13 protein-coding genes are annotated in these 22,608 nt (G+C 69.5%); 10 read left to right on the forward strand and 3 right to left on the reverse strand.

What is annotated here, in order from left to right; genetic code table 11:
- Nucleotides 1–211: 211 nt before the first annotated feature.
- Nucleotides 212–3,211: a bifunctional [glutamine synthetase] adenylyltransferase/[glutamine synthetase]-adenylyl-L-tyrosine phosphorylase gene (locus B079_RS0108965; protein WP_018545447.1), complete on the forward strand. Its 3,000-nt coding sequence runs from the start codon at nt 212–214 to the stop codon at nt 3,209–3,211.
- A gap of 13 nt (nt 3,212–3,224) precedes the next feature.
- On the opposite strand, the gene B079_RS31595 is transcribed toward B079_RS0108965, so the two are convergent.
- Together B079_RS31595 and B079_RS0108975 are read right to left on the reverse strand one after the other, a co-directional pair.
- On the reverse strand, nt 3,225–4,136 hold the full coding sequence (locus B079_RS31595; protein ID WP_199779888.1) for a phosphatase PAP2 family protein: 912 nt from the start codon (nt 4,134–4,136) through the stop codon (nt 3,225–3,227).
- A gap of 90 nt (nt 4,137–4,226) precedes the next feature.
- Complete coding sequence (locus tag B079_RS0108975) at nt 4,227–5,270, reverse strand: LacI family DNA-binding transcriptional regulator (protein WP_026248495.1); 1,044 nt, start codon at nt 5,268–5,270, stop codon at nt 4,227–4,229.
- Between the two features lie 455 nt (nt 5,271–5,725).
- Here B079_RS0108975 and B079_RS0108980 point away from each other — a divergent pair, with 455 nt between their 5' ends.
- The 9 genes from B079_RS0108980 to pulA all read left to right on the forward strand — a co-directional run bounded on the left by B079_RS0108980 (nt 5,726) and on the right by pulA (nt 21,892).
- Nucleotides 5,726–6,997, forward strand: a complete 1,272-nt coding sequence (locus B079_RS0108980; protein WP_026248496.1) for an extracellular solute-binding protein — start codon at nt 5,726–5,728, stop codon at nt 6,995–6,997.
- Nucleotides 6,998–7,112: 115 nt separating this feature from the next.
- Nucleotides 7,113–8,117, forward strand: coding sequence for a carbohydrate ABC transporter permease (locus B079_RS0108985; protein ID WP_018545451.1), 1,005 nt, complete (start codon nt 7,113–7,115; stop codon nt 8,115–8,117).
- 19 nt (nt 8,118–8,136) lie between these two features.
- On the forward strand, nt 8,137–9,045 hold the full coding sequence (locus tag B079_RS0108990) for a sugar ABC transporter permease (protein ID WP_018545452.1): 909 nt from the start codon (nt 8,137–8,139) through the stop codon (nt 9,043–9,045).
- 50 nt (nt 9,046–9,095) lie between these two features.
- A complete protein-coding gene (locus B079_RS0108995; RefSeq protein ID WP_018545453.1) occupies nt 9,096–10,805 on the forward strand; it encodes a glycoside hydrolase family 13 protein in 1,710 nt (569 codons plus the stop codon).
- 440 nt (nt 10,806–11,245) lie between these two features.
- Complete coding sequence (locus B079_RS0109000; RefSeq protein ID WP_026248497.1) at nt 11,246–13,477, forward strand: glycoside hydrolase domain-containing protein; 2,232 nt, start codon at nt 11,246–11,248, stop codon at nt 13,475–13,477.
- Nucleotides 13,474–13,995: a hypothetical protein gene (locus B079_RS31600; protein ID WP_018545455.1), complete on the forward strand. Its 522-nt coding sequence runs from the start codon at nt 13,474–13,476 to the stop codon at nt 13,993–13,995. The genes B079_RS0109000 and B079_RS31600 overlap by 4 nt, the downstream gene beginning before the upstream one ends.
- Nucleotides 13,992–14,759 (forward strand): hypothetical protein, encoded by a 768-nt coding sequence (locus tag B079_RS0109010; RefSeq protein ID WP_018545456.1) that lies wholly within the window; start codon nt 13,992–13,994, stop codon nt 14,757–14,759. The genes B079_RS31600 and B079_RS0109010 overlap by 4 nt, the downstream gene beginning before the upstream one ends.
- A 129-nt stretch (nt 14,760–14,888) precedes the next feature.
- The gene (locus tag B079_RS0109015) at nt 14,889–16,277 is read left to right on the forward strand and encodes an alpha-amylase (protein WP_026248498.1); all 1,389 of its coding nucleotides are present in this window, start codon (nt 14,889–14,891) and stop codon (nt 16,275–16,277) included.
- A gap of 218 nt (nt 16,278–16,495) precedes the next feature.
- Nucleotides 16,496–21,892, forward strand: coding sequence for a pullulanase-type alpha-1,6-glucosidase (gene pulA / locus B079_RS0109020; protein WP_026248499.1), 5,397 nt, complete (start codon nt 16,496–16,498; stop codon nt 21,890–21,892).
- 12 nt (nt 21,893–21,904) lie between these two features.
- On the opposite strand, the gene B079_RS0109025 is transcribed toward pulA, so the two are convergent.
- Entirely contained in the window at nt 21,905–22,603 is a 699-nt protein-coding gene (locus B079_RS0109025; RefSeq protein ID WP_078495883.1) for a TetR/AcrR family transcriptional regulator, read from the reverse strand.
- Nucleotides 22,604–22,608 lie beyond the last annotated feature (5 nt).

The raw sequence follows: 22,608 nt of genomic DNA on the forward strand, positions 1-22,608 counted from the left end.
GAAGGGGACGTGGCGGGGGGTGTCCGCCCGCAGCGGCCGGCGAAAGCAGACAGCACCTATCCAGCGAACAGTGCGCCGGACCGAGGACGGATACCCCCCGCCGCGGCCCCGACCCCCCGACGCGACGTGGGCGTACGGCCCCGACCACGACGCGCCGCGGGCGTTACGCTCTGGCCAGCACCGTCCCGAAAAAGATGGGGAGCCCAAGAAGATGACGCCGGGCCGCAGAAGCAGCACCTTCACCCGACTGCTCAGGCACGGCTTCACCGACCCCTCCGCCGCAGAACGCAGCCTCGACACCCCCGAACTCGCAGCCGTACGCGACGACCCCGTCCTCCTCGAAGCCCTCGGCGAGACCGCAGACCCCGACCTGGCCCTGCACGGCTTGGTCAGACTCCTGGAGTCCCAGCCCGCCCCCACGGACCGAAGGGAACTCCTCGACACCCTCATCGCGGCCAAACCCCTGCGAGACCGCCTCCTAGGCATCCTCGGCGCATCAGAAGCCCTCGCGGACCACCTCGCCCGCCACCCCCACGACTGGCAGGCCCTGGTCACGTACGAACCGAGGGACCTGCACCCAGGAGTGGCGGAGTTCGAACGGGGCCTGGCGGAAGCGACAGACCCCGTGACCCTCCGCGTCGCCTACCGCCGCTGCCTCCTCTCCATCGCCGCGAGAGACGTATGCGGCACCACGGACCTCGCCCAGACGGCGGCGGAACTCGCGGACCTGGCCACGGCCACCCTCCGCGCCGCACTCGCGATGGCGAGAGCCGCCGCCCCCGAGGACGCAGCCGCCTGCAGGCTCGCGGTGATCGCGATGGGCAAGTGCGGCGGCCACGAGCTGAACTACGTCTCGGACGTGGACGTGATCTTCGTGGCGGAGGCGGCGGAGGGCACGGACGAGGCGAAGGCCCTCAGATCGGCCACGAAACTCGCCTCGCACATGATGCGCATCTGCTCCGAGACCACGATCGAGGGCTCGATCTGGCCGGTGGACGCGAACCTGCGCCCGGAGGGCCGCAACGGCCCCCTCGTCCGCACACTGAGCAGCCACCTCGCGTACTACCAGCGCTGGGCGAAGACCTGGGAGTTCCAGGCGCTGCTGAAGGCCCGCCCGGTGGCGGGGGACGCGGAGCTGGGGGAGGCGTACATCGAGGCGCTGACGCCGATGGTGTGGCAGGCGGCGGAGCGGGAGAACTTCGTCGCGGACGTGCAGAAGATGCGCCGCAGGGTGGTGGAGAACATCCCGGCGGCGGAGATCGACCGCGAGCTGAAGCTGGGCCCCGGCGGCCTCAGGGACGTCGAGTTCGCCGTCCAGCTCCTCCAGCTCGTGCACGGCCGCACGGACCCGACCCTGCGCAGCCGTACGACCCTGGACGCGCTCCAGGCACTGGCGGCGGGCGGCTACGTCGGCCGCGAGGACGCCGCCCGCCTGGACGAGGCGTACCGCTTCCTGCGCGCGATGGAGCACCGCATCCAGCTCTACCGCCTGCGCCGCACCCACCTGGTCCCGGAGGCGGAGGAGGACCTGCGACGGCTCGGCCGCTCGCTGGGCCTGCGCACCGACCCGGTGACCCGGCTGCGCCGCGAGTGGAAGCGGCACACCGGTGTCGTACGACGGCTGCACGAGAAGCTGTTCTACCGCCCGCTGCTCGACGCGGTGGCCCAGCTCGCCCCCGGCGAGGCCCGGCTCAGCGCGGAGGCGGCCCGCGAGCGCCTGGTCGCGCTCGGGTACGCCGACCCGGCCGCCGCCCTGCGCCACCTGGAGGCGCTGGCCTCCGGGGTGACCCGCAAGGCGGCGATCCAGCGCACCCTGCTGCCCGTGCTCCTCGGCTGGTTCGCGGACTCCGCCGACCCGGACGCCGGGCTGCTCAACTTCCGCAAGGTCTCCGACGCGCTCGGCAAGACCCCCTGGTATCTGCGGCTGCTGCGCGACGAGGGCGCGGCGGCGGAGAACCTGGCCCGCGTGCTGTCGGCGGGCCGCCTCGCCCCCGACCTGCTGATGCGCGCCCCCGAGGCGGTGGCCCTGCTGGGGGACGGCGACGGCGGGAGCGGCGGTCTCGAGCCGCGCGGCCGGGCCCAGCTGGAGCAGGAGATCCTGGCCGCGGTGGGCCGCGCGGAGAACGCCGAGCAGGGCGTCACCGCGGCGCGCGGGGTCCGCCGCCGCGAGCTGTTCCGTACGGCCGCGACGGACATCGTCGGCTCCTACGGCACCGAGACCACCCCCGCCGAGGCCGACGAGGGCGCCCTCCTGGACCGTACCGGCGCGGCGATCTCCGACCTCACCGCCGCGACCCTGGCGGGCACCCTGCGGGCGGTGGTGCGCGAGCACTGGGGCGACACGCTGCCGGTGCGGTTCGCGATCATCGGCATGGGCCGCTTCGGCGGGCACGAGCTGGGCTACGGCTCCGACGCCGACGTGCTGTTCGTCTACGAGCCGCGCGAGGGCGTGGACGAGCAGGAGGCGGCCCGCGCCGCGAGCAAGGTCGTGGCCGAAATGCGCCGCCTGCTCCAGCTCCCGAGCGCCGACCCGCCGCTGCTGATCGACGCGGATCTGCGCCCGGAGGGCAAGTCGGGGCCGCTGGTGCGCACCCTGAAGTCGTACGAGGCGTACTACCGCCGCTGGTCGCTGGTGTGGGAGTCGCAGGCGCTGCTGCGGGCCGAGCCGGTGGCGGGGGACGCGGACCTGGGGCGCCGGTTCATCGAGCTGATCGACCCGCTGCGCTACCCGCGCCACGGCCTGGACGACGAGGCCGTACGCGAGATCCGGCGGCTGAAGGCCCGCATGGAGTCCGAGCGGCTGCCGCGCGGCGCCGACCCCAAGCTGCACACCAAGCTGGGCCCCGGCGGCCTGTCCGACGTGGAGTGGACCGTGCAGTTGCTCCAGTTGCGGCACGCCTGGGAGGTGCCGGGACTGCGTACGACCCGGACCCGGGAGGCGCTGGGCGCCGCCCGCGAGGCGGGGCTGCTGAGCGAGGAGGACGCGGCGGTCCTGGACGAGGCGTGGGTGCTGGCCAGCCGGGTGCGCAACGCGGTGATGCTGGTCCGGGGCCGGGCCGGGGACACCTTCCCCACCGAGCCCCGCGAACTGGCCGCCGTCGGCCGCTACCTCGGCCACGGCGCGGGCCAGGCGGGCACCATGCTCGACGCCTACCGCCGCACCGCCCGCCGGGCCCGCGCGGTGGTGGACGAACGGTTCTACGCGGACTGAGGCGCGGGCTGAGTCACCGGGAACCGGTCTCGGACCTGGACTTCGCCCCCGCGTCCGGCGCCGGTTCCACCCCGCCGTCCACCCGGGAGTCCACCTCGCCCTCCACCCCCCGGGGCAGCGCCCCCGGCAACCGCCCGTACCAGAGCCACGCCACCCCGAACCCGAAGGCCAGACAGGCCATCCCGCCCACCGCGTCCAGCCAGAAGTGGTTGGCGGTGGCGACGATCACCACCAGGGTCGCCGCCGGGTAGAGGAGCGCGAGGACGCGGACCCACGGCACCGAGGCCAGCGCGAAGATCGTCAGCCCGCACCACAGCGACCAGCCGATGTGCATCGAGGGCATCGCGGCGTACTGGTTGGACATGTGCTTGAGGTCGCCGGAGGCCATCGAGCCCCAGGTCTGGTGGACCATGACGGTGTCGGTGAAGTGGCCGCCGCGCATCAGCCGGGGCGGGGCGAGCGGGAACAGGTAGTAGCCGAGCAGGGCCACACCGGTGGTCGCGAACAGGACGAGTCTGGCGGCGCCGTAGCGCCCGGGATGCCAGCGGTAGAGCCACACCAGGACGGCGATCGTGATCACGAAGTGCAGCGTGGCGTAGTAGTAGTTCATGGCGATGATCAGCCAAGTGACCGCATCAGCGGCGTGGTTGACCGACGCCTCCACGGCGATGCCGAGATGGTGCTCCAGGCGCCAGATCCCGTCGGCGTTGCGCAGCGCCTCGGCCTTCTGCTCCGGGACCGCGTTGCGGATCAGGGAGTAGACCCAGTAACTCACCCCGGTCAGCAGGATCTCGAACCACAGCCGGGGCCGCCCGGGACGACGGCGCAGCCGCTCCCGCACCCTCCTCGCGCGCTCGCCCGTGACGGTCCGCGGAACGGTCACCTTCTCGCGACCTTCCGGGTCTGTCACGGTCGAGTCACTCATAGCCACCGAGTCTGCCAGACAAAGGGTGCCTGACTGATCATCCCAAGGCGGGTTCCAGCACGCATGTTCTGCGCCCTGGGCCCCCTTGTGCTAGTGCCCGCGCTCCGCCCCGCCACGCCCCGGCGCGGAGGCCGTCGAGCCGCGTACCACCAGCTCCGGCATGAACACGAACTCGCTGTGCGGCGCGGGCGTCCCGCCGATCTCCTCCAGGAGGGTGCGCACCGCGGCCTGCCCCATCGCCGGGACCGGCTTGCGGACGGTGGTCAGCGGCGGGTCGGTGAAGGCGATCAGCGGGGAGTCGTCGAAGCCCACCACGGACACGTCGCGGGGGACTTCCAGGCCGAGCTGCCGGGCCGCGCGTATCGCGCCGAGCGCCATCATGTCGCTCGCGCAGACGATCGCCGTGCAGTCGCGCCCGATCAGCGCGGTCGCCGCGGCCTGGCCGCCCTCCAGCGTGTACAGCGAGTGCTGGACCAGCTCGGTCGTCACCGTCGTGGCGTCGAGCCCCAGCTGCTCCTGCATCGCGCGCACGAAGCCCTCGATCTTGCGCTGCACCGGCACGAACCGCTTCGGCCCGAGCGCCAGCCCGATCCGGGTGTGGCCCAGCGAGGCGAGGTGGGTCACCGCGAGGATCGTCGCGGCCCGGTCGTCGGGGGAGATGAACGGCGCCTGCACCTTCGGCGAGAAGCCGTCCACGAGGACGAACGGGACGCCCTGCGCCTGCAGTCGCTCGTAGCGCTGCATGTCGGCGGTGGTGTCGGCGTGCAGCCCGGAGACGTAGATGATCCCGGCCACCCCCCGGTCCACCAGCATCTCGGTCAGCTCGTCCTCGGTGGAGCCGCCCGGGGTCTGGGTGGCCAGCACCGGGGTGTAGCCCTGCCCCGTCAGCGCCTGCCCGATGACCTGCGCGAGCGCCGGGAAGATCGGGTTCTCCAGCTCGGGGATGATCAGGCCCACCAGGCCCTCGCTGCGCCGCCGCAGCCGTACCGGACGCTCGTAGCCGAGCACGTCCAGCGCGGCGAGCACGGACTGGCGGGTGGCGGACGCGACGCCCGGCTTGCCGTTGAGGACCCGGCTGACGGTCGCCTCGCTCACCCCCGCCTGCGCTGCGATGTCGGCAAGCCGTGTGGTCACGCCACCGGACTGTACCGGCCGGGGCCTGCCCTGTGCACCGGCGGGACGTCGTGCACGGCTCGCCGAACGGCCCGCCGTGGATTGCCGCGTCATCGCGCTCCTCGTCCCTCTAGGAATCTCATCGCTCTGCCCGCCGGGAGGTCTCCCCGGCGCTCGGCCGCAAGGGGATGATCCCGGCGGCGGCACCCTGCGGCAAGAGCTTGCAGAGTCTTGCACAAGTGTCCGTCAACCCTCCGACCGGCGTAAGGCCAGTATTTCGACAAGGTCTGGCGCAGGTCACGACACGGTAACCCCACGGCGTTCTTGCACTTTTTTTCTGCAAGGTCTTTCGCCAGGATTGCATCGCTGTTACGTTCCCAGTCGCCCGGCCGCGGCAATGGCGCAGTCGGCAAGTCGCAGGCGGCGGCAGACGGGGCCGCTCCTGCTCACTCGGGCTTTCACCCTCAAGGAGAATCATGCGGCGTGGCATAGCGGCCTCCGCGCTCGTGGCGTCCCTCGCCCTCACGGCGACGGCGTGCGGCGGGAGCGACAGCGACAGCAAGTCCAGCGGACCGGTGACCCTCACCTGGTGGGACACCTCCAACGCCACGAACGAGGCGCCGACCTACAAGGCCCTCATCAAGCAGTTCGAGGCCGCCAACAAGGGCATCAAGGTCAAGTACGTCAACGTGCCCTTCGACCAGGCGCAGAACAAGTTCGACACCGCGGCCGGTTCCCAGGGCGCCCCGGACATCCTGCGCTCCGAGGTCGGCTGGACCCCCACGTTCGCCAAGAAGAGCTACCTGCTGCCGCTGGACGGCACCGAAGCCCTCGCCGACCAGGCCAAGTTCGAGCCGAACCTGATCAAGCAGGCCCAGTACGAGGGCAAGACCTACGGCGTCCCGCTGGTCACCGACACCCTCGCGCTCGTCTACAACAAGGCCCTGTTCAAGAAGGCCGGCATCACCGAGGCCCCCAAGACCTGGGACGACCTGAAGAAGGACGCCGCCACGATCAAGTCCAAGACGGGCGTGGACGGTTACTGGGGCTCCACCCAGGCGTACTACGCGCAGTGCTTCCTCTACGGCGAGGGCACCGACACCGTCGACGCCTCCGCCAAGAAGATCACCGTGGACTCCGCCGAGGCGAAGAAGGCGTACGGCACCTGGCTGGGCCTGTTCGACGGCAAGGGCCTGCACAAGGCCGACGCCACCGCCGACGCCTACGCCCACATCCAGGACGCGTTCGTCAACGGCAAGGTCGCCGCGATCGTCCAGGGCCCCTGGGAGATCACGAACTTCTACAAGGGCTCGGCGTTCTCCGACAAGTCCAACCTCGGCATCGCCACCGTCCCGGCCGGTTCCACCGGCAAGGCGGGCGCCCCGACCGGCGGCCACAACCTCTCGGTCTACGCCGGCTCCGACAAGGCCCACCAGAAGGCGGCCCTGAAGTTCGTGAACTTCATGACCTCGGCCACGTCCCAGGAGACCATCGCGCTGAAGAACTCCACGCTGCCCACGCGCACGGACGCCTACACCGACCAGGTCAAGGCCGACCCGGGCATCGCCGGTTACCAGGGCGTGCTCGCCGCCGCCCAGCCGCGCCCGGCGCTGCCGGAGTACAGCAGCCTGTGGACCCCGCTGGACCAGGAGCTGCCGAAGATCGCCAGCGGCAAGGAGTCCCTGGACAAGGGCCTCGGCAACGCCGAAGTGGCCATCGCCAAGCTGGTGCCCGGCTTCGGCAAGTGAGCCCGCGTGACCGCCGGACCCTCCTCGCCGTGGGGGATGGGGAGGGTCCGGCGGTCACCGGACGGCGCCCCGCGCGTCCCGGCCCGTACCCGAACTTTCCAGAAGGTGTCGAACCATGACAGTCGCCATCGACCGCGCGACCGGCGAACGCCGAGGTGAGCGCGCGCCCCGTCCCGGGCTGGCGCAGCGCCTGAAGAACGGCTACCAGCGGTACTGGTACGCGTACGCGATGATCGCCCCGGTGGTCGTCGTCCTCGGTGTCCTGGTGGGCTACCCGCTGGTGCGGGGCTTCTACCTCACCCTCACCGACGCCAACAGCCTCAACTCGGCGCGCACGATCGGCGTCAACCACATCGACGCCACGTACAAGTTCATCGGGCTCGACAACTACCAGGACATCCTGTTCGGGCCGACCGCCTACGACCGGTTCTGGTCGCACTTCCTGTGGACCGTCGTCTGGACCGTCGCCTGTGTGACCCTGCACTACGTCATCGGGCTCGGCCTCGCCATGATGCTCGACCAGAAGCTGCGCGGGCGCACCTTCTACCGGGTGCTCCTGGTGCTGCCCTGGGCCGTGCCGACCTTCGTCACCGTCTTCTCCTGGCGGATCATGCTCGCCGACGGCGGTGTGCTCAACCAGGTCCTCGGCACGCTCCATCTGCCCCAGCCCGAGTGGCTGGAGGACTCCTTCTGGCAGCGGTTCGCCGCCATCATGGTCAACACCTGGTGCGGTGTGCCGTTCATGATGATCTCGCTCCTCGGCGGGCTCCAGTCCATCGACTCCACGCTCTACGAGGCCGCCGAGATGGACGGCGCGACCGCCTGGCAGCGCTTCCGGCACGTCACCCTGCCCGGACTGCGCTCGGTCAGCTCCACCGTGATCCTGCTCGGTGTGATCTGGACCTTCAACCAGTTCGTGATCATCTTCCTGCTGTTCGGCAAGACCTCGGCGCCGGACGCCCAGATCCTCGTGACCTGGGCCTACCAGCTCGGCTTCGGCCAGCAGCCGCGCGACTTCGCCCAGTCCGCCGCCTACGGCGTCCTGCTGCTGTCGATCCTCACCGTCTTCACCTCCTTCTACTTCCGCTGGCTGAAGCGCAATGACCAGCTCGCCGTCTGACGCCGCAGGAGCCGCCGCCATGAGCACCACGACCCTCGTCGAGAAGTCCGGGAACAGCACGCCCGCCGCCGTCCCGGCCGCCCGCGCGGTCCGCCGGCGCGGCGAGCGCGGCCCCCTCGGCAGCGCCCTGCTGCACGCCGGCCTGATCCTCGCGAGCCTGATCGCGCTCGCCCCGGTGGCCTGGCTGTTCTTCCTGTCCCTCGGCCCGGACAAGGACGCCTATCTCCACCCCCGCAAGATCCTGAGCACCGCGGACTTCTCCAACTACGCCTACGTGCTCCAGCACAGCGGCTTCTTCGACTGGTTCCGCTCGACGCTCATCGTGGCGCTCGGCACCACCGTCATCGGCGTCTTCGTCGCCGCCACCACCGGCTACGCCGTCTCCCGGATGCGCTTTCCCGGCTACAAGCAGCTGATGTGGGTCCTGCTGCTCACCCAGGCGTTCCCGATCGCCATCCTGATCGTGCCGATGTACGACATCTTCGGCGAGCTGGGCCTCATCGACACCTACTGGGCGCTGATCCTCATCAACTGCACCACCGCGGTGCCGTACAGCGCCTGGCTGCTCAAGGGGTACTTCGACACCATCCCCTTCGAGATCGACGAGGCGGGCCGGGTGGACGGGCTCACCCCGTTCGGCACCTTCTTCCGGCTGATCCTGCCGCTGGCCCGGCCCGGGCTCGCCGTCGCCGCCTTCTACAACTTCATCACGGCGGTCAGCGAGGTCGCCTTCGCGACGACCTTCATGCTGGACGACTCCAAGTACACCTTCGCGGTGGGCCTCCAGACCTTCGTCAGCGAGCACGACGCGCAGTGGAACTACATGGCCGCCACCGCCGTGCTGATCGCGATACCCGTGTCCGTGTTCTTCTACCTCGTGCAGAAGAACCTGGTCACCGGCCTCACCGCGGGCGGCACCAAGGGCTGACGCCCGCCCCCCATGCTCTCGAACCAACTTCGTCACGCACCAAGGACGCCATGAGCCAGCAGCATCTCGCAGCCCCGGCCGACGAAACCGCCGTCGCCACCGTCGCCCAGCACCGCGACTGGTGGCGCGGCGCGGTGATCTACCAGGTCTATCCGCGCAGCTTCGCCGACAGCAACGGCGACGGCATGGGCGACCTGGAAGGCGTACGCTCCCGACTCCCGTATCTGCGCGACCTCGGCGTGGACGCCGTCTGGCTCAGCCCGTTCTACGCCTCCCCGCAGGCCGACGCGGGCTACGACGTGGCCGACTACCGCGCCGTCGACCCGATGTTCGGCAACCTGCTGGACGCCGACGCGCTGATCCGGGACGCGCACGGGCTGGGCCTGCGCATCATCGTGGACCTCGTGCCCAACCACTCCTCCGACCAGCACGAGTGGTTCAAGCGGGCGCTCGCGGAGGGCCCCGGCTCGCCGCTGCGCGAGCGCTACCACTTCCGCCCCGGCAAGGGGAAGGACGGCGAACTCCCGCCCAACGACTGGGAGTCCATCTTCGGCGGCCCCGCCTGGACCCGGGTCACCGAGCCCGACGGCACGCCCGGCGAGTGGTATCTGCACCTCTTCGCGCCCGAGCAGCCCGACTTCAACTGGGAACACCCCGCCGTCGGCGACGAGTTCCGCTCCATCCTGCGCTTCTGGCTGGACATGGGCGTGGACGGCTTCCGTATCGACGTGGCCCACGGCCTGGTGAAGGCGGAGGGCCTGCCGGACCTCGGCGACCACGACCAGCTCAAGCTGCTCGGCAACGACGTGATGCCGTTCTTCGACCAGGACGGCGTGCACGAGGTCTACCGCGAGTGGCGCAGGGTCCTCGACGAATACTCCCCCAAGCACTTCGTGCAGGGGGCGCCCCCAGACCGCATCTTCGTCGCGGAGGCGTGGACCCCGACCGTCGAGCGCACCGCGCACTACGTGCGCCCCGACGAGCTGCACCAGGCGTTCAACTTCCAGTATCTGAGCACCGACTGGGACGCCGACGAGCTGCGCGTGGTCATCGACCGCACCCTGGACGCGATGCGCCCGGTCGGCGCCCCGGCCACCTGGGTGCTCTCCAACCACGACGTGACCCGGCACGCCACCCGCTTCGCCAACGAGCCCGGACTCGGCACCCAGATCCGCACCGAGGGCGACCGCGCCCTGGGCCTGCGCCGCGCCCGCGCCGCCACCCTGCTGATGCTGGCCCTGCCCGGCTCGGCCTACCTCTACCAGGGCGAGGAACTGGGCCTGCCCGACGTGGTGGACCTGCCCGACGAGGTGCGCCAGGACCCGGCCTACTTCCGGGGTGCGGGCCAGGACGGCTTCCGCGACGGCTGCCGGGTGCCGATCCCGTGGACCCGCACGGGCTCCTCGTACGGCTTCGGCAGCGGCGGCAGCTGGCTGCCCCAGCCGGGCACCTGGGGCGCGCTGAGCGTGGAGGCGCAGACCGGCGACCCGGACTCGACGCTGGAGCTGTACCGCGCCGCCCTCGCCGCCCGCCGCGAGCAGCCCTCGCTCGGCGCGGGCGACTCGGTCGACTGGCTGACCGCCCCGGAGGGCGTCCTCGCCTTCCGACGCGGCGAGGTCGTCTGCGTCGCCAACACCACCGCCACCCCGGTCACCGTCCCCTCCCACGGCCGCGTGCTGCTGGCCAGCGGCGAACTCACGGTGAACGGCCCCGAGACCACCCTCCCGGCCGACACGACGGTGTGGTGGACGACCGCCTGACACCCCGCCGACCGAAGCGTCGACCACGAGGGCCCGCCTCCCCCGGTTCGGGGAGGGGGGCCCTCGTTCGTGTGCGGGAAAAGGTTGTACGCCCGGCCGCGTCGGTTGCGTATCCATGCGATGACAAGTCACAAACAGGTCGTAGGAATTCAGCCGAACGGCGCGAAGTGGTCTTGCTCCGCCAGTCGATCTTCATGAAGGGTTCACACGTTTGATAATTCCTTCGAAGTAGACGGGGGGGGATCCCGTGCGTTTCGTCACGGAACATGCGGCGTGCTGCCGTCCAGCGATAACACTCCGTCTCTTATGTGCTGCAAACAGGCATTCACCCGCCCATCAATAAAAAAGGGCGATATCGGCGGTAGGGGCGGCGCATTTGTGTGTGCGGTCTCTGCGGCCTTCTCGGCTCCATTCGATTTCACTCTCAGTAGGGATGCTGCATGGCTGACGAAATGGTGCTCCGGGCACAAAGATTCGTGAATGAGACGTACGGCAGTGTCATCGGCATGACGGTCGAGGAGAATGGACAGACCGGCTGGAACACGATGTATGCCCTCACCCGGGCACTCCAGTACGAGCTGGGGATATCCGCCCTGTCGAACAGCTTCGGGCCGACCACTCTGTCGACGCTCGGGTCGAAGTACCCGTCGATCACCGCCTCGACGGCCCTCTCCGAGAACTTCTGCCGGATCATCCAAGCTGGTCTGTACTGCAAGGGCTACGACGGCGGCGGCATCGACGGTGCCTTCAGTTCCCGGGTCGAGGCTTCCTTGACCCAGCTCAAAGCCGACATGGGCGTGGACCAGGCGTACCCGGGCAGCGCCCTGACGCCGAAGGTGTTCAAGGGCCTGCTCAACATGGACGCCTATGTCACCGTGAACGGCGGCTCCGGCACGGTCCGCGGTGTGCAGCAGTGGCTCAACGGCCGGTTCGTCGACCGGCAGGACTTCTACATCATCCCCTGCGACGGACACCACTCGCGTGATGTCGCGAAGTCCATGCTCTTCGCCATCCAGTACTCGCTGGGCATGGCCGACGGCGTCGCCAACGGCGTCTTCGGCCCCGGTACCCAGTCGGGCCTCAGGGATCACACAGTGTCCACCGGCTCCACCGGCGTATGGGTGCAGCTCTTCTCCGCGGGCATGGTGCTCAACCAGCGCCCGGTCTCCTTCACCAGCACCTTCACCTCGGCGCTCGCGTCGGCCGTCAGCGATTTCCAGTCCTTCGCCAAGCTCCCGGTCACAGGCAGCGGCAACTTCTCCACCTGGGCCTCCCTCCTCGTCTCCTACGGCGACCAGGACCGCAACGGCGAGGCGTGCGACGGCGTCACCAGGATCACCGCCGCCCGCGCACAGTCGCTCAAGGCAGCGGGCATCAAATATGTGGGCCGCTATCTCACCAACCCCAGCACGACGAGCCTGCCCGAGAAGGCGATCCAGCCCGGCGAGCTGCAGACCATCGCCGACAACGGGCTGCGCTGCTTCCCCATCTACCAGACCTATGGACGGGACGCCGACGGCTTCACCTACCCGTCCGGCCGGGCCGCCGGGCAGGCCGCAGTGAACGCGGCACTGGACCACGGCTTCAAGCGGGGCACCCGCATTTTCTTCGCGGTCGACTTCGACGCCCTCGACTACCAGGTCACCGACAACGTCCTCCCGTACTTCAAGGGAATCGTGGACGCGATTGCCAACAACGGGAGCGTCTACGAGGTCGGCGTCTACGGGCCGCGCAACGTGTGCACCCGGGTCGGAGAGGCCGGGCACGCCACCGCCTCGTTCGTGTCCGACATGTCCTCGGGTTTCTCCGGCAACTTCGGCTACCCGCTGCCCGCGAACTGGGCCTACGACCAGATCGTCACCCGGACCATCGGCTCCGGCACCGGTTCCATCAACATCGACGTCAACATCGCCTCGGGCCGCGACACCGGCCAGGGCTCGTTCGACCCGCCGGCTTCGCAGGCCCCGGACGTCCTGTTCGACACGGCCTACTGGCCCGGCCTGCTCGCGGACGTCCAGAACTACATGGAGTCCATCGGCTTCGCCGAGTCCGACGGACGCATCTACACCACCACCCAGTGCCTGGAGACGATCATCGCTTGCGATCTCGCGGTGACCAACACGGCGCGGGCGTACGGCATGCGCAAGGCGCTGATCCAGGCCACGTCGTTCTGGGAATTCCGGCACTACGGCAACGAGGACCTCGGCAAGGACGCCGGGGTGTGGCTCTACCACAACGGCTACATCCCCGACTGGGCCAAGGACCTGCCCGAGGTCGACAAGCTGCGGGACAGCAGCACCGGCGTGGCCCAGATGTTCGGCTTCACCGGCATCTGTGCCTGGAACAACTCGATCCGCAGGGGACTGGTCACCGGCACTCCCAAGGACACGGCCAAGGACGCCGACATCTTCAGCGTCTGGGACAAGCTGCGCACCGACAACGACTTCGCCCTCACCAGCGTCGGGCACGCCCACATGTGGGCGGCCGACGGCAAGCCCGGCGGTGACGAGGAGGAGCCGATGAGCCGTCTCCCGACGCTCGACTACACCGACTCCGAGATCTACGAAGTTCTGCGCCGCTACCAGGGACCGGCTGAGCCGGCTTTCACCGACGCACGCAAGAGGATGCCGCTCTACTACATTTTCGAGAAGTACAACAGGATGATGCGATGACCCACGGCACGCCCATCGTCACCCGGGGATCCACAGCGGGCGTCGGCATCGGGGGGATCGCCTTCCTCTTCGTCCTGATGATCGGGCTGGTGCTCGTCATCTCCCTGATCGGCTACTTGTGTTCCTCCGTCGTACGCCGCGACCAACTGCCGTCCGGCAGGCTGCCGTTCCGGGCCGGGGTGGTCCTGAGCGTCTGCGCGGCCGTCTGCGTGTACCTGTGGGGCCTGTTCTACATGCCGTCCGACGACGTCCACTACCTGCGCCAGTCGTGTGCGGAGGCGGGTGGGGAGGAACGGGCGGCCAGGGTCGTCGGCTATGAGACGAGCTTCGTCCCCCTGCGCTTCGTCTGCCGCGTCGACGGGGGTGGCGGTATCTCCACCATCCCGTCGTGGATCAACCCGACCGTGGGCGTGCTGGTCTTGCTGGCCCTGATCACCGCGGCGGTCGCGCTGCTCACTCGTGACGCGACCGGCCGCCGCACCATGCAGACCACTCCGAAAGGGAACTCGAACCCATGACCGACTCCAATCTGACCCGTCGCGGTCTGCTCGCCCGGTCGGGAGCGGTGGCCGCCGCGGCACTTCTGGCCTCCGTGGCCGGATCGGTGGTGCTCTCCACACCTGCCCGCGCCGACTCCTCCGCGACCACACCCACCGGTGAGGACATCCGCAAGGCGCTGCGCCGCTACGAGCGCAACCGCGATCGGGTGCGCAGTGGCAAGCCCAGCCCCAACGGCTGGGAGATGGAGAAGACGACCGACGGCGGCGGCAGCGTGTGGACCCGGCCGGTCCCGGGCACCCCGCTCGACGGGGTCGCCGTCCGCATCGGTGAGGTGGAAACCGTCCTGGTGCACGTGATCCGGCGCTTCCACTACGAGATCGACCAGCTGCGCAAGGGAGAGGTGACCGGCTGGCGCAGCCCGGGCAAGGTGCGCAAGGGCCTGCCCGAGGGCAATCTGGCGTCCGGCACGGCGGTGCGGATCCGTCCGGAGTTCTACCCCGCGGGAACGACCGGCGGTTTCTTCCCGGCGCAGCTCCTGGTGATCCGTGACATCCTCGCCGAACTCGACGGTGTGGTCCGCTGGGGCGGGGACGACGGCAAGGCGGACGAGTCTCTCTTCTACATCGATGTCAAGCCGGGGGATGCCCGCCTGGCCGCGCTGGTGGAGAAGCTGCGGACCTGGCAGGACACACCGAGCGAGGGTGCCGGGACGCCGGTCGACGTACTGGCCGACGACCGGCGCAGAGCCGCCAAGGCACTTCAGCGCAACCAGAGATCGTAAAAATCTGAAGCAACTTGCCCCGGCCCGCTGCCTTTTCAGGCGGCGGGCCTTTAACATCTGCGTCACCGCAAGTTTGCTGAAATGTTTCAGCAAGCGCCTTCAAGCCTTCAACGACGAAGGAACCCCCACATGGCACGCAGAACCCTCCCCATGGCGTCCGCCCTCGCGGCAGCGGTGTCGCTCGGCATGTCGGTTGGCATGTACCCGACTGCAGCGCAGGCGTCCCCGCCCGGCACCAAGGACGTCACCGCCGTCCTCTTCGAGTGGAACTACGCCTCGGTCGCCCGCGAGTGCACCACCACCCTCGGTCCCGCCGGATACGGCTACGTCCAGGTCTCCCCGCCCGCCGAGCACATACAGGGCGCGCAGTGGTGGACCTCCTACCAGCCCGTCTCCTACAAGATCGCGGGGCGCCTCGGCGACCGCACCGCCTTCAAGAACATGGTCGACACGTGTCACTCGGCCGGCCTCAAGGTCGTCACCGACACCGTCATCAACCACATGTCGGCGGGCAGCGGCACCGGCACCGGCGGCTCGTCGTACACGAAGTACAACTACCCCGGCCTGTACTCGGCGCCGGACTTCGACGACTGCACCTCCGAGGTCAGCAACTACCAGGACCGCTGGAACGTCCAGCACTGCGAACTCGTGGGCCTGGCCGACCTGGACACCGGGGAGGAGTACGTCCGCAAGGCCATCGCCGGGTACATGAACGACCTGCTCTCCCTCGGCGTCGACGGCTTCCGCATCGACGCGGCCAAGCACATCGACGCGGCCGACCTGGCCAACATCAAGTCCCGGCTGACCAACCCCTCCGTGTACTGGAAGCAGGAGGTCATCTACGGCGCGGGCGAGGCCGTCCAGCCCACCGAGTACACCGGCAATGGCGACGTCCAGGAGTTCCGCTACGCCTACGACCTCAAGCGGGTCTTCAACAACGAGAACCTCGCCTATCTGAAGAACTTCGGTGAGGGCTGGGGGTACATGAGCAGCTCGGTCGCCGGTGTCTTCGTCGACAACCACGACACCGAGCGCAACGGCAGCACCCTCAACTACAAGGACGGCGCCAACTACACGCTGGCCAACGTCTTCATGCTGGCCTACCCGTATGGCGCGCCGGACATCAACTCCGGTTACGAGTGGTCCGACGTGGACGCCGGGCCGCCCAACAACGGCAAGGTCAACGCCTGTTGGCAGGACGGCTGGAAGTGCCAGCACGCCTGGCCGGAGATCAAGTCCATGGTCGCCTTCCGCAATGCCACCCGCGGCCAGGCCGTCTCCAACTGGTGGGACAACGGCAACGACGCCATCGCCTTCGGGCGCGGCACCAAGGGGTATGTGGCCATCAACCACGAGACCTCGTCGCTGACCCGCACCTACCAGACCTCGCTCGCGGCGGGCACGTACTGCAACGTGCAGAACAACACGAGCGTGACGGTGAATTCGAGCGGCCAGTTCACGGCCACGCTCGGGGCCAACACCGCGCTCGCGCTGTACGTGGGCAAGTCCAGCTGCTGAACGCGGGCCCTCGCGAAGGCCCGTTGACCGCTTCACCGGTGAACCGCCCGTCGTATACGGGCGGTTCGTCCTTCGTTCAGCGATGAAATTTCTTTCTTCGGGTTTCAAGAGTCTTGCAGCAAGGCTTGCGGCGGCGGTACGGTCGCGCGGCGTCCGGCAACGAAGCCGTGTCCAGGGGCCGGACCCGAACGAGCCGTGAGCGCAAGGAGTCTGTGCCCGTGAGACCGAGTTGGCAGGCGCGCCCATCGCGCCGCACCCCCGTCCGGAGGAGAGCCGCGGCCGTCGTCGCCGTGGCCCTCGCCGCCGCCCTCGTACCGCCGCTGGCGGCGCACGCGGACGCCCCGCCCGCGCCCCCGTCGGACGCGGCCCTGGCCGCCCAGCCGGCCCGGCACGACGACACCCGCGAACAGTTCTACTTCGTCATGCCGGATCGTTTCGCCAACGGCGACAAGGGCAACGACCGCGGTGGCCTGACCGGTTCGCGCATGAGCACCGGCTACGACCCCACTGACAAGGGCTTCTACCAGGGCGGGGACCTCAAGGGTCTGACCCAGCGGCTCGACTACATCAAGGGCCTCGGGACGACGGCCATCTGGCTCGCCCCCATCTTCAAGAACCGCCCCGTGCAGGGCACCGGCGCCGACGCCTCGGCGGGCTACCACGGCTACTGGATCACCGACTTCACCCAGGTCGACCCGCACTTCGGCACCAACGGCGACCTCAAGAGCCTCATATCCAAGGCCCACGCCAAGGGCATGAAGGTCTTCTTCGACGTCATCACCAACCACACCGCCGACGTCGTGGACTACAAGGAGAAGTCCCAGGACTACCTCTCCAAGGGCGCCTTCCCCTATCTGACCAAGGACGGCCGCCCCTTCGACGACTCCGACTACGCGGACGGCCGCAAGAAGTTCCCGGCCGTGGACACCTCCTCCTTCCCGCGCACCCCCGTCGTCACCAGTAAGAGCAAGGTCCCGGCCTGGCTCAACGACCCGACGATGTACCACAACCGGGGCGACTCCACCTTCGCGGGCGAGTCCGCCGAGTACGGCGACTTCGGCGGCCTGGACGACCTGTGGACCGAGCGTCCCGAGGTCGTCACCGGCATGGAGAAGATCTACCAGCGCTGGGTGAAGGACTTCGCCGTCGACGGCTTCCGCATCGACACCGTCAAGCACGTCGACATGCCGTTCTGGACCCAGTGGGCCACCGCGCTCGACCAGTACGCCGCCGCGCACGGCCGGAAGAACTTCTTCATGTTCGGCGAGGTCTACTCCGCCGACACCTCGGTGACCTCCCCGTACGTCACCCAGGGCCGCCTGGACGCCACGCTCGACTTCCCCTTCCAGGACGCGGCCCGCGCCTACGCCTCCCAGGGCGCGAGCGCCAAGAAGCTGGCGGCCGTCTTCGGGGACGACTACAAGTACACGACCGACAAGGCCAACGCCTACGAGCAGGTCACCTTCCTCGGCAACCACGACATGGGCCGCATCGGGTACTTCCTCAAGCAGGACAACCCGAAGGCGTCCGATGCCGAGATCCTGCGCAAGGACCGGCTCGCCAACGAGCTGATGTTCCTCAGCCGGGGCAACCCGGTCGTCTACTACGGCGACGAACAGGGCTTCACCGGCTCGGGCGGCGACAAGGACGCCCGCCAGACCATGTTCGCCTCCAAGGTCGCGGACTACCTGGACGACGACGAGATCGGCACCGCCCGCACCCACGCGAGCGACGCCTACGACACCAAGGCCCCGCTGTACAAGGACATCGCGGCCCTGGCGAAGCTCCGCAAGGCCAACCCGGCCCTCACCGACGGCGTGCAGACCGAGCGCTACGCGGCCGACGGCGCCGGAATCTACGCCTTCACCCGCACGGACGCCCGCACCGGAGCCGAGTACGTCGTCGCCGTCAACAACGCCGGTGAGGCGAAGTCCGCGTCCTTCGCGACCGGTTCGGCCCGTATGACGTACCGGGGCCTCTACGGCGCCCACGGCACGGTGAAGACGGACGCCGACCGCAAGCTGACCGTCACCGTCCCGGCCGAGTCCGCCGTGGTCTACCAGGCCACCGGCCGCCTCGCCGCGCCCGCTGCCAAGCCCACGCTCACCCTGACCGCCCCGGCTGCCGGAGCCACCGGCACGGTCGAGATCGGCGCCGATGTGGACGGGGGACAGCTCAACCGGGTGGTGTTCGCCGCCCAGGTCGGCAACGGCCCCTGGAAGACGCTGGGTTCGGCCGACCACGCGCCGTACAAGGTCACCCAGAACATCGGCAAGGACGTGGCGCCCGGCACCGCCCTGCGCTACAAGGCCGTCGTCGTCGACTCCGCGGGCCGCACCGCGAGCGCTCAGGCCGCCTCCACCACCGGCACCCCGGCCGCGCCCGAGACGCCCTCGGCCTCCTCGCGCGACTATGTGGTCGTCCACTACAAGCGTGCCGACGGCGACTACGCCGACTGGGGTCTCTACGCCTGGGGCGACCTCGCCGACGGCGAGTCCACCACCTGGCCCGCAGGGCACCCCTTCACCGGCCGGGACGCCTACGGCGCCTTCGCCTGGGTCAAGCTGAAGCCGGGCGCCTCGAACGTGGGCTTCCTGGTCGTCGACAAGGACGGCAACAAGGACGTCTCCGCCGACCGGTCCATCGACGTCACCCAGACGGGTGAGGTCTGGCTGGAGCAGGGCAAGTCCGACGTGCTCACCGAGCGCCCCGACTACCCGGCCCAGGACAAGGACAAGGCGGTCCTGCACTACCACCGCGCCGACGGGAACTACGACGGCTGGGGCCTGCACGTCTGGACGGGTGCCGCGAACCCCACCGACTGGTCGAAGCCCCTGCAGCCGGTGAAGACTGACGCCTATGGCGCGGTCTACGAGGTGCCGCTCACCGAGGGTGCCACCAGCCTCAGCTACATCCTCCACAAGGGCGACGACAAGGATCTGCCCACCGACCAGTCCCTGGACCTCACCGCCAACGGCCACGAGGTGTGGCTGGTGAACGGCCAGGAGACCTATCTGCTCCCGCAGCCGAAGGGCAGCGCGGCGGCGCTCGACCTGACCACCTCCAAGGCGGTCTGGATCGACCGGGACACCGTCGCCTGGAACGGCGTGGACGGCGCCGCCTCCACCCAGCTGCTCGCCTCCCACGACGGCACCATAGCCGTCAAGGACGGCGCCCTGACCAGCGACGACGAGCGCTGGCTGCGGCTGACCAAGACGAGCCTCACCGACGCCCAGAAGGCGAAGTTCCCCTACCTCAAGGACTCCACCGCCTGGTCCGTCGACCCGCGCGACCGCGGCCGGGTGCGCGAGGCGCTGACCGGCCAGCTCGTGGCTTCCCAGCGGGCGGCCAACGGTGCCGTGCTCGCCGCGACCGGGGTGCAGATCGCCGGGGCGCTGGACGACCTGTACCCGGGCGCCACCAAGGCGAAGCTCGGCCCGGTCTTCCACGATGGGAAGCCCACCCTCTCCGTGTGGGCGCCGACGGCCCAGAGCGTCGCGCTGGAGCTGGACGGCTCGCTCAAGGCCATGCACCGCGACGCGGCCACCGGCGTGTGGTCCGTCAGCGGCCCGGCGTCCTGGAAGGGCAAGTCCTACCGCTACGTGGTCAAGGTGTGGGCGCCCAGCGTCCGCAAGCTCGTGACCAACAAGGTCACCGACCCCTACTCGGTCGCGCTGACCGCCAACTCCGAGCGCAGCCTCGTCGTCGACCTCGCCGACCGCTCACTCGCCCCCAAGGGCTGGACCGGGCTCCAGAAGCCCAAGGCCGTGCCGCTGCGGGACGCGCAGATCCAGGAGCTGCACATCCGGGACTTCTCGGTGGCCGACAAGACCGTCCCGGCCGGGGACCGGGGCACCTACCTCGCCTTCACCGACAAGAACAGCGACGGCTCCAAGCACCTGCGCGCGCTGGCGGAGGCGGGCACGTCCTACGTGCACCTGCTGCCCGCGTTCGACATCGCCACCATCCCCGAGAAGAAGGCCGACCAGGCCGTCCCCGACTGCGACCTGGCCGCCTACCCGGCCGACTCCGACAAGCAGCAGGAGTGCGTGGCGAAGACGGCCGCCAAGGACGCCTACAACTGGGGCTACGACCCGTACCACTACACGGTCCCCGAGGGCTCGTACGCCACCGACCCCGACGGCACCGGGCGCACCGTGCAGTTCCGCAAGATGGTGCAGGGGCTCAACCAGGACGGTCTGCGCGTCGTCATGGACGTCGTCTACAACCACACCGCCGCCAGCGGCCAGGCCGACACCTCGGTGCTCGACAAGGTCGTGCCCGGCTACTACCAGCGGCTCCTCGCGGACGGCAGCGTGGCCAACTCCACCTGCTGCGCCAACACCGCGACCGAGAACGCCATGATGGGCAAGCTCGTCGTGGACTCGATCGTCACCTGGGCCAAGGAGTACAAGGTCGACGGCTTCCGCTTCGACCTCATGGGCCACCACCCGAAGGCCAACATCCTCGCCGTGCGCAAGGCGCTGGACGGGCTGACCCTCGCCAAGGACGGGGTCGACGGCAAGAAGATCATCCTCTACGGCGAGGGCTGGAACTTCGGGGAGGTCGCGGACGACGCGCGCTTCGTCCAGGCCACGCAGAAGAACATGGCCGGGACCGGTATCGCCACCTTCTCCGACCGTGCCCGTGACGCGGTGCGCGGCGGCGGCCCCTTCGACGACGACCCGGGCGTCCAGGGCTTCGCCTCCGGCCTCTACACCGACCCCAACTCCTCGAAGGAGAACGGGACTCCGGCCGAGCAGAAGGCCCGGCTGCTGCACTACCAGGACCTCATCAAGGTGGGCCTGAGCGGCAACCTCGCCAAGTACCGCTTCACCGACACCGACGGCAAGGCGGTCACCGGCGCCGAGGTCGACTACAACGGCGCTCCCGCCGGGTACGCGGACGCCCCGGGTGACGCCCTCGCCTATGTGGACGCCCACGACAACGAGTCGCTGTTCGACGCCCTCGCCTACAAGCTGCCCGTCGGCACCAGCGCGTCGGACCGGGCCAGGATGCAGGTGCTCGCGATGGCCACGGCCGCCCTCTCGCAGGGCCCGGCGCTCTCGCAGGCGGGCACCGATCTGCTGCGCTCGAAGTCGCTCGACCGCAACTCCTTCGACAGCGGTGACTGGTTCAACGCCATCCACTGGAACTGCGCCGACGGCAACGGCTTCGGGCGGGGGCTGCCCCCGGCCGCCGACAACAAGCCCAAGTGGCCTTACGCCACCCCGCTGTTGACCAAGGTGAAGGTCGGCTGCCCGCAGATCACCGGCACGTCGGCCGCGTACCGCGATCTGCTGCGCATCCGCACCACCGAGCCCGCGTTCTCGCTCGCCACGGCGGACCAGGTGCAGCAGCGGCTCGCCTTCCCGCTCTCCGGCAAGGACGAGACCCCCGGCGTGATCACCATGGAACTCGGTGACCTGGTCGTGGTGTTCAACGCCACGCCCGAGCGCCAGGAGCAGAAGGTGAGCGCCCTCGCGGGCCGGCACTACCGGCTGCACCCGGTGCAGGCGTCCGGGTCGGACCAGGTGGTCAAGTCGGCCGGTTATCAGGCCGGTTCGGGCACCTTCAGCGTCCCGGCCCGGACGGTGGCCGTCTTCACCCGGTAACCGGGCGGGCGTTCAGGACGCCAGGGCGATGAGCCGGCCGGCAAGTTCCGCGAAGGGACCGTCGGCCGGTTCGTCCTTGACCAGGGACCGCACCAGCGCGGCCATCTCCTCGTCCCGCGCCGCGCTCACGGCGGCCAGCGCCCCGAAGTCGTCCACGAGCTGGACCTCCAGCTCGGCGCGCGGCACCCGCCTGCCGTCCAGCCAGATCAGCGCGGTCGACTCGGCCAGCGAGATCCACGAACGCACCACCAGCTCCAGACGCGGAGGAGCCGCCTGGACGTCCTCGATGCCGAGGTGCGTGAGGATCTGCTCGTAGGCGGCCTGCCGCACCGAGTCGATCAGGGCGTTGGTCGCGGAGGAGCCGACCGCCGGGCCGCCGCGCATCAACGCGGAGAAACCGGGGCCGTGTTCGTCCACGAAGTCGAAGAAGCGGCGCATCACCCGCAGCAGCCGCAGCCCCAGCGGGCCTTCGAGGGGCTCCACGAACCGCCCGGCCAGATCCTCCGAAGCCCGCTTCAACGCGGCCTCGTACAGGCTGAGTTTGCCGGGGAAGTAGTGGTAGACCAGCGGGCGGGAGATGCCCGCCGCCGACGCTATCTCGTCGATGGAGACCTCGTCGGGCGAACGGCGGCTGAACAGATCGAGTGCGACCTTGATCAGCTGTTGCCGTCGCTCCTCGACGCCCATCCTGCGGCGAACCCCGGTGCTCATGCACC

It is taken from the genome of Streptomyces sp. LaPpAH-108 (genome assembly GCF_000373625.1).
GTDB lineage: Bacteria > Actinomycetota > Actinomycetes > Streptomycetales > Streptomycetaceae > Streptomyces.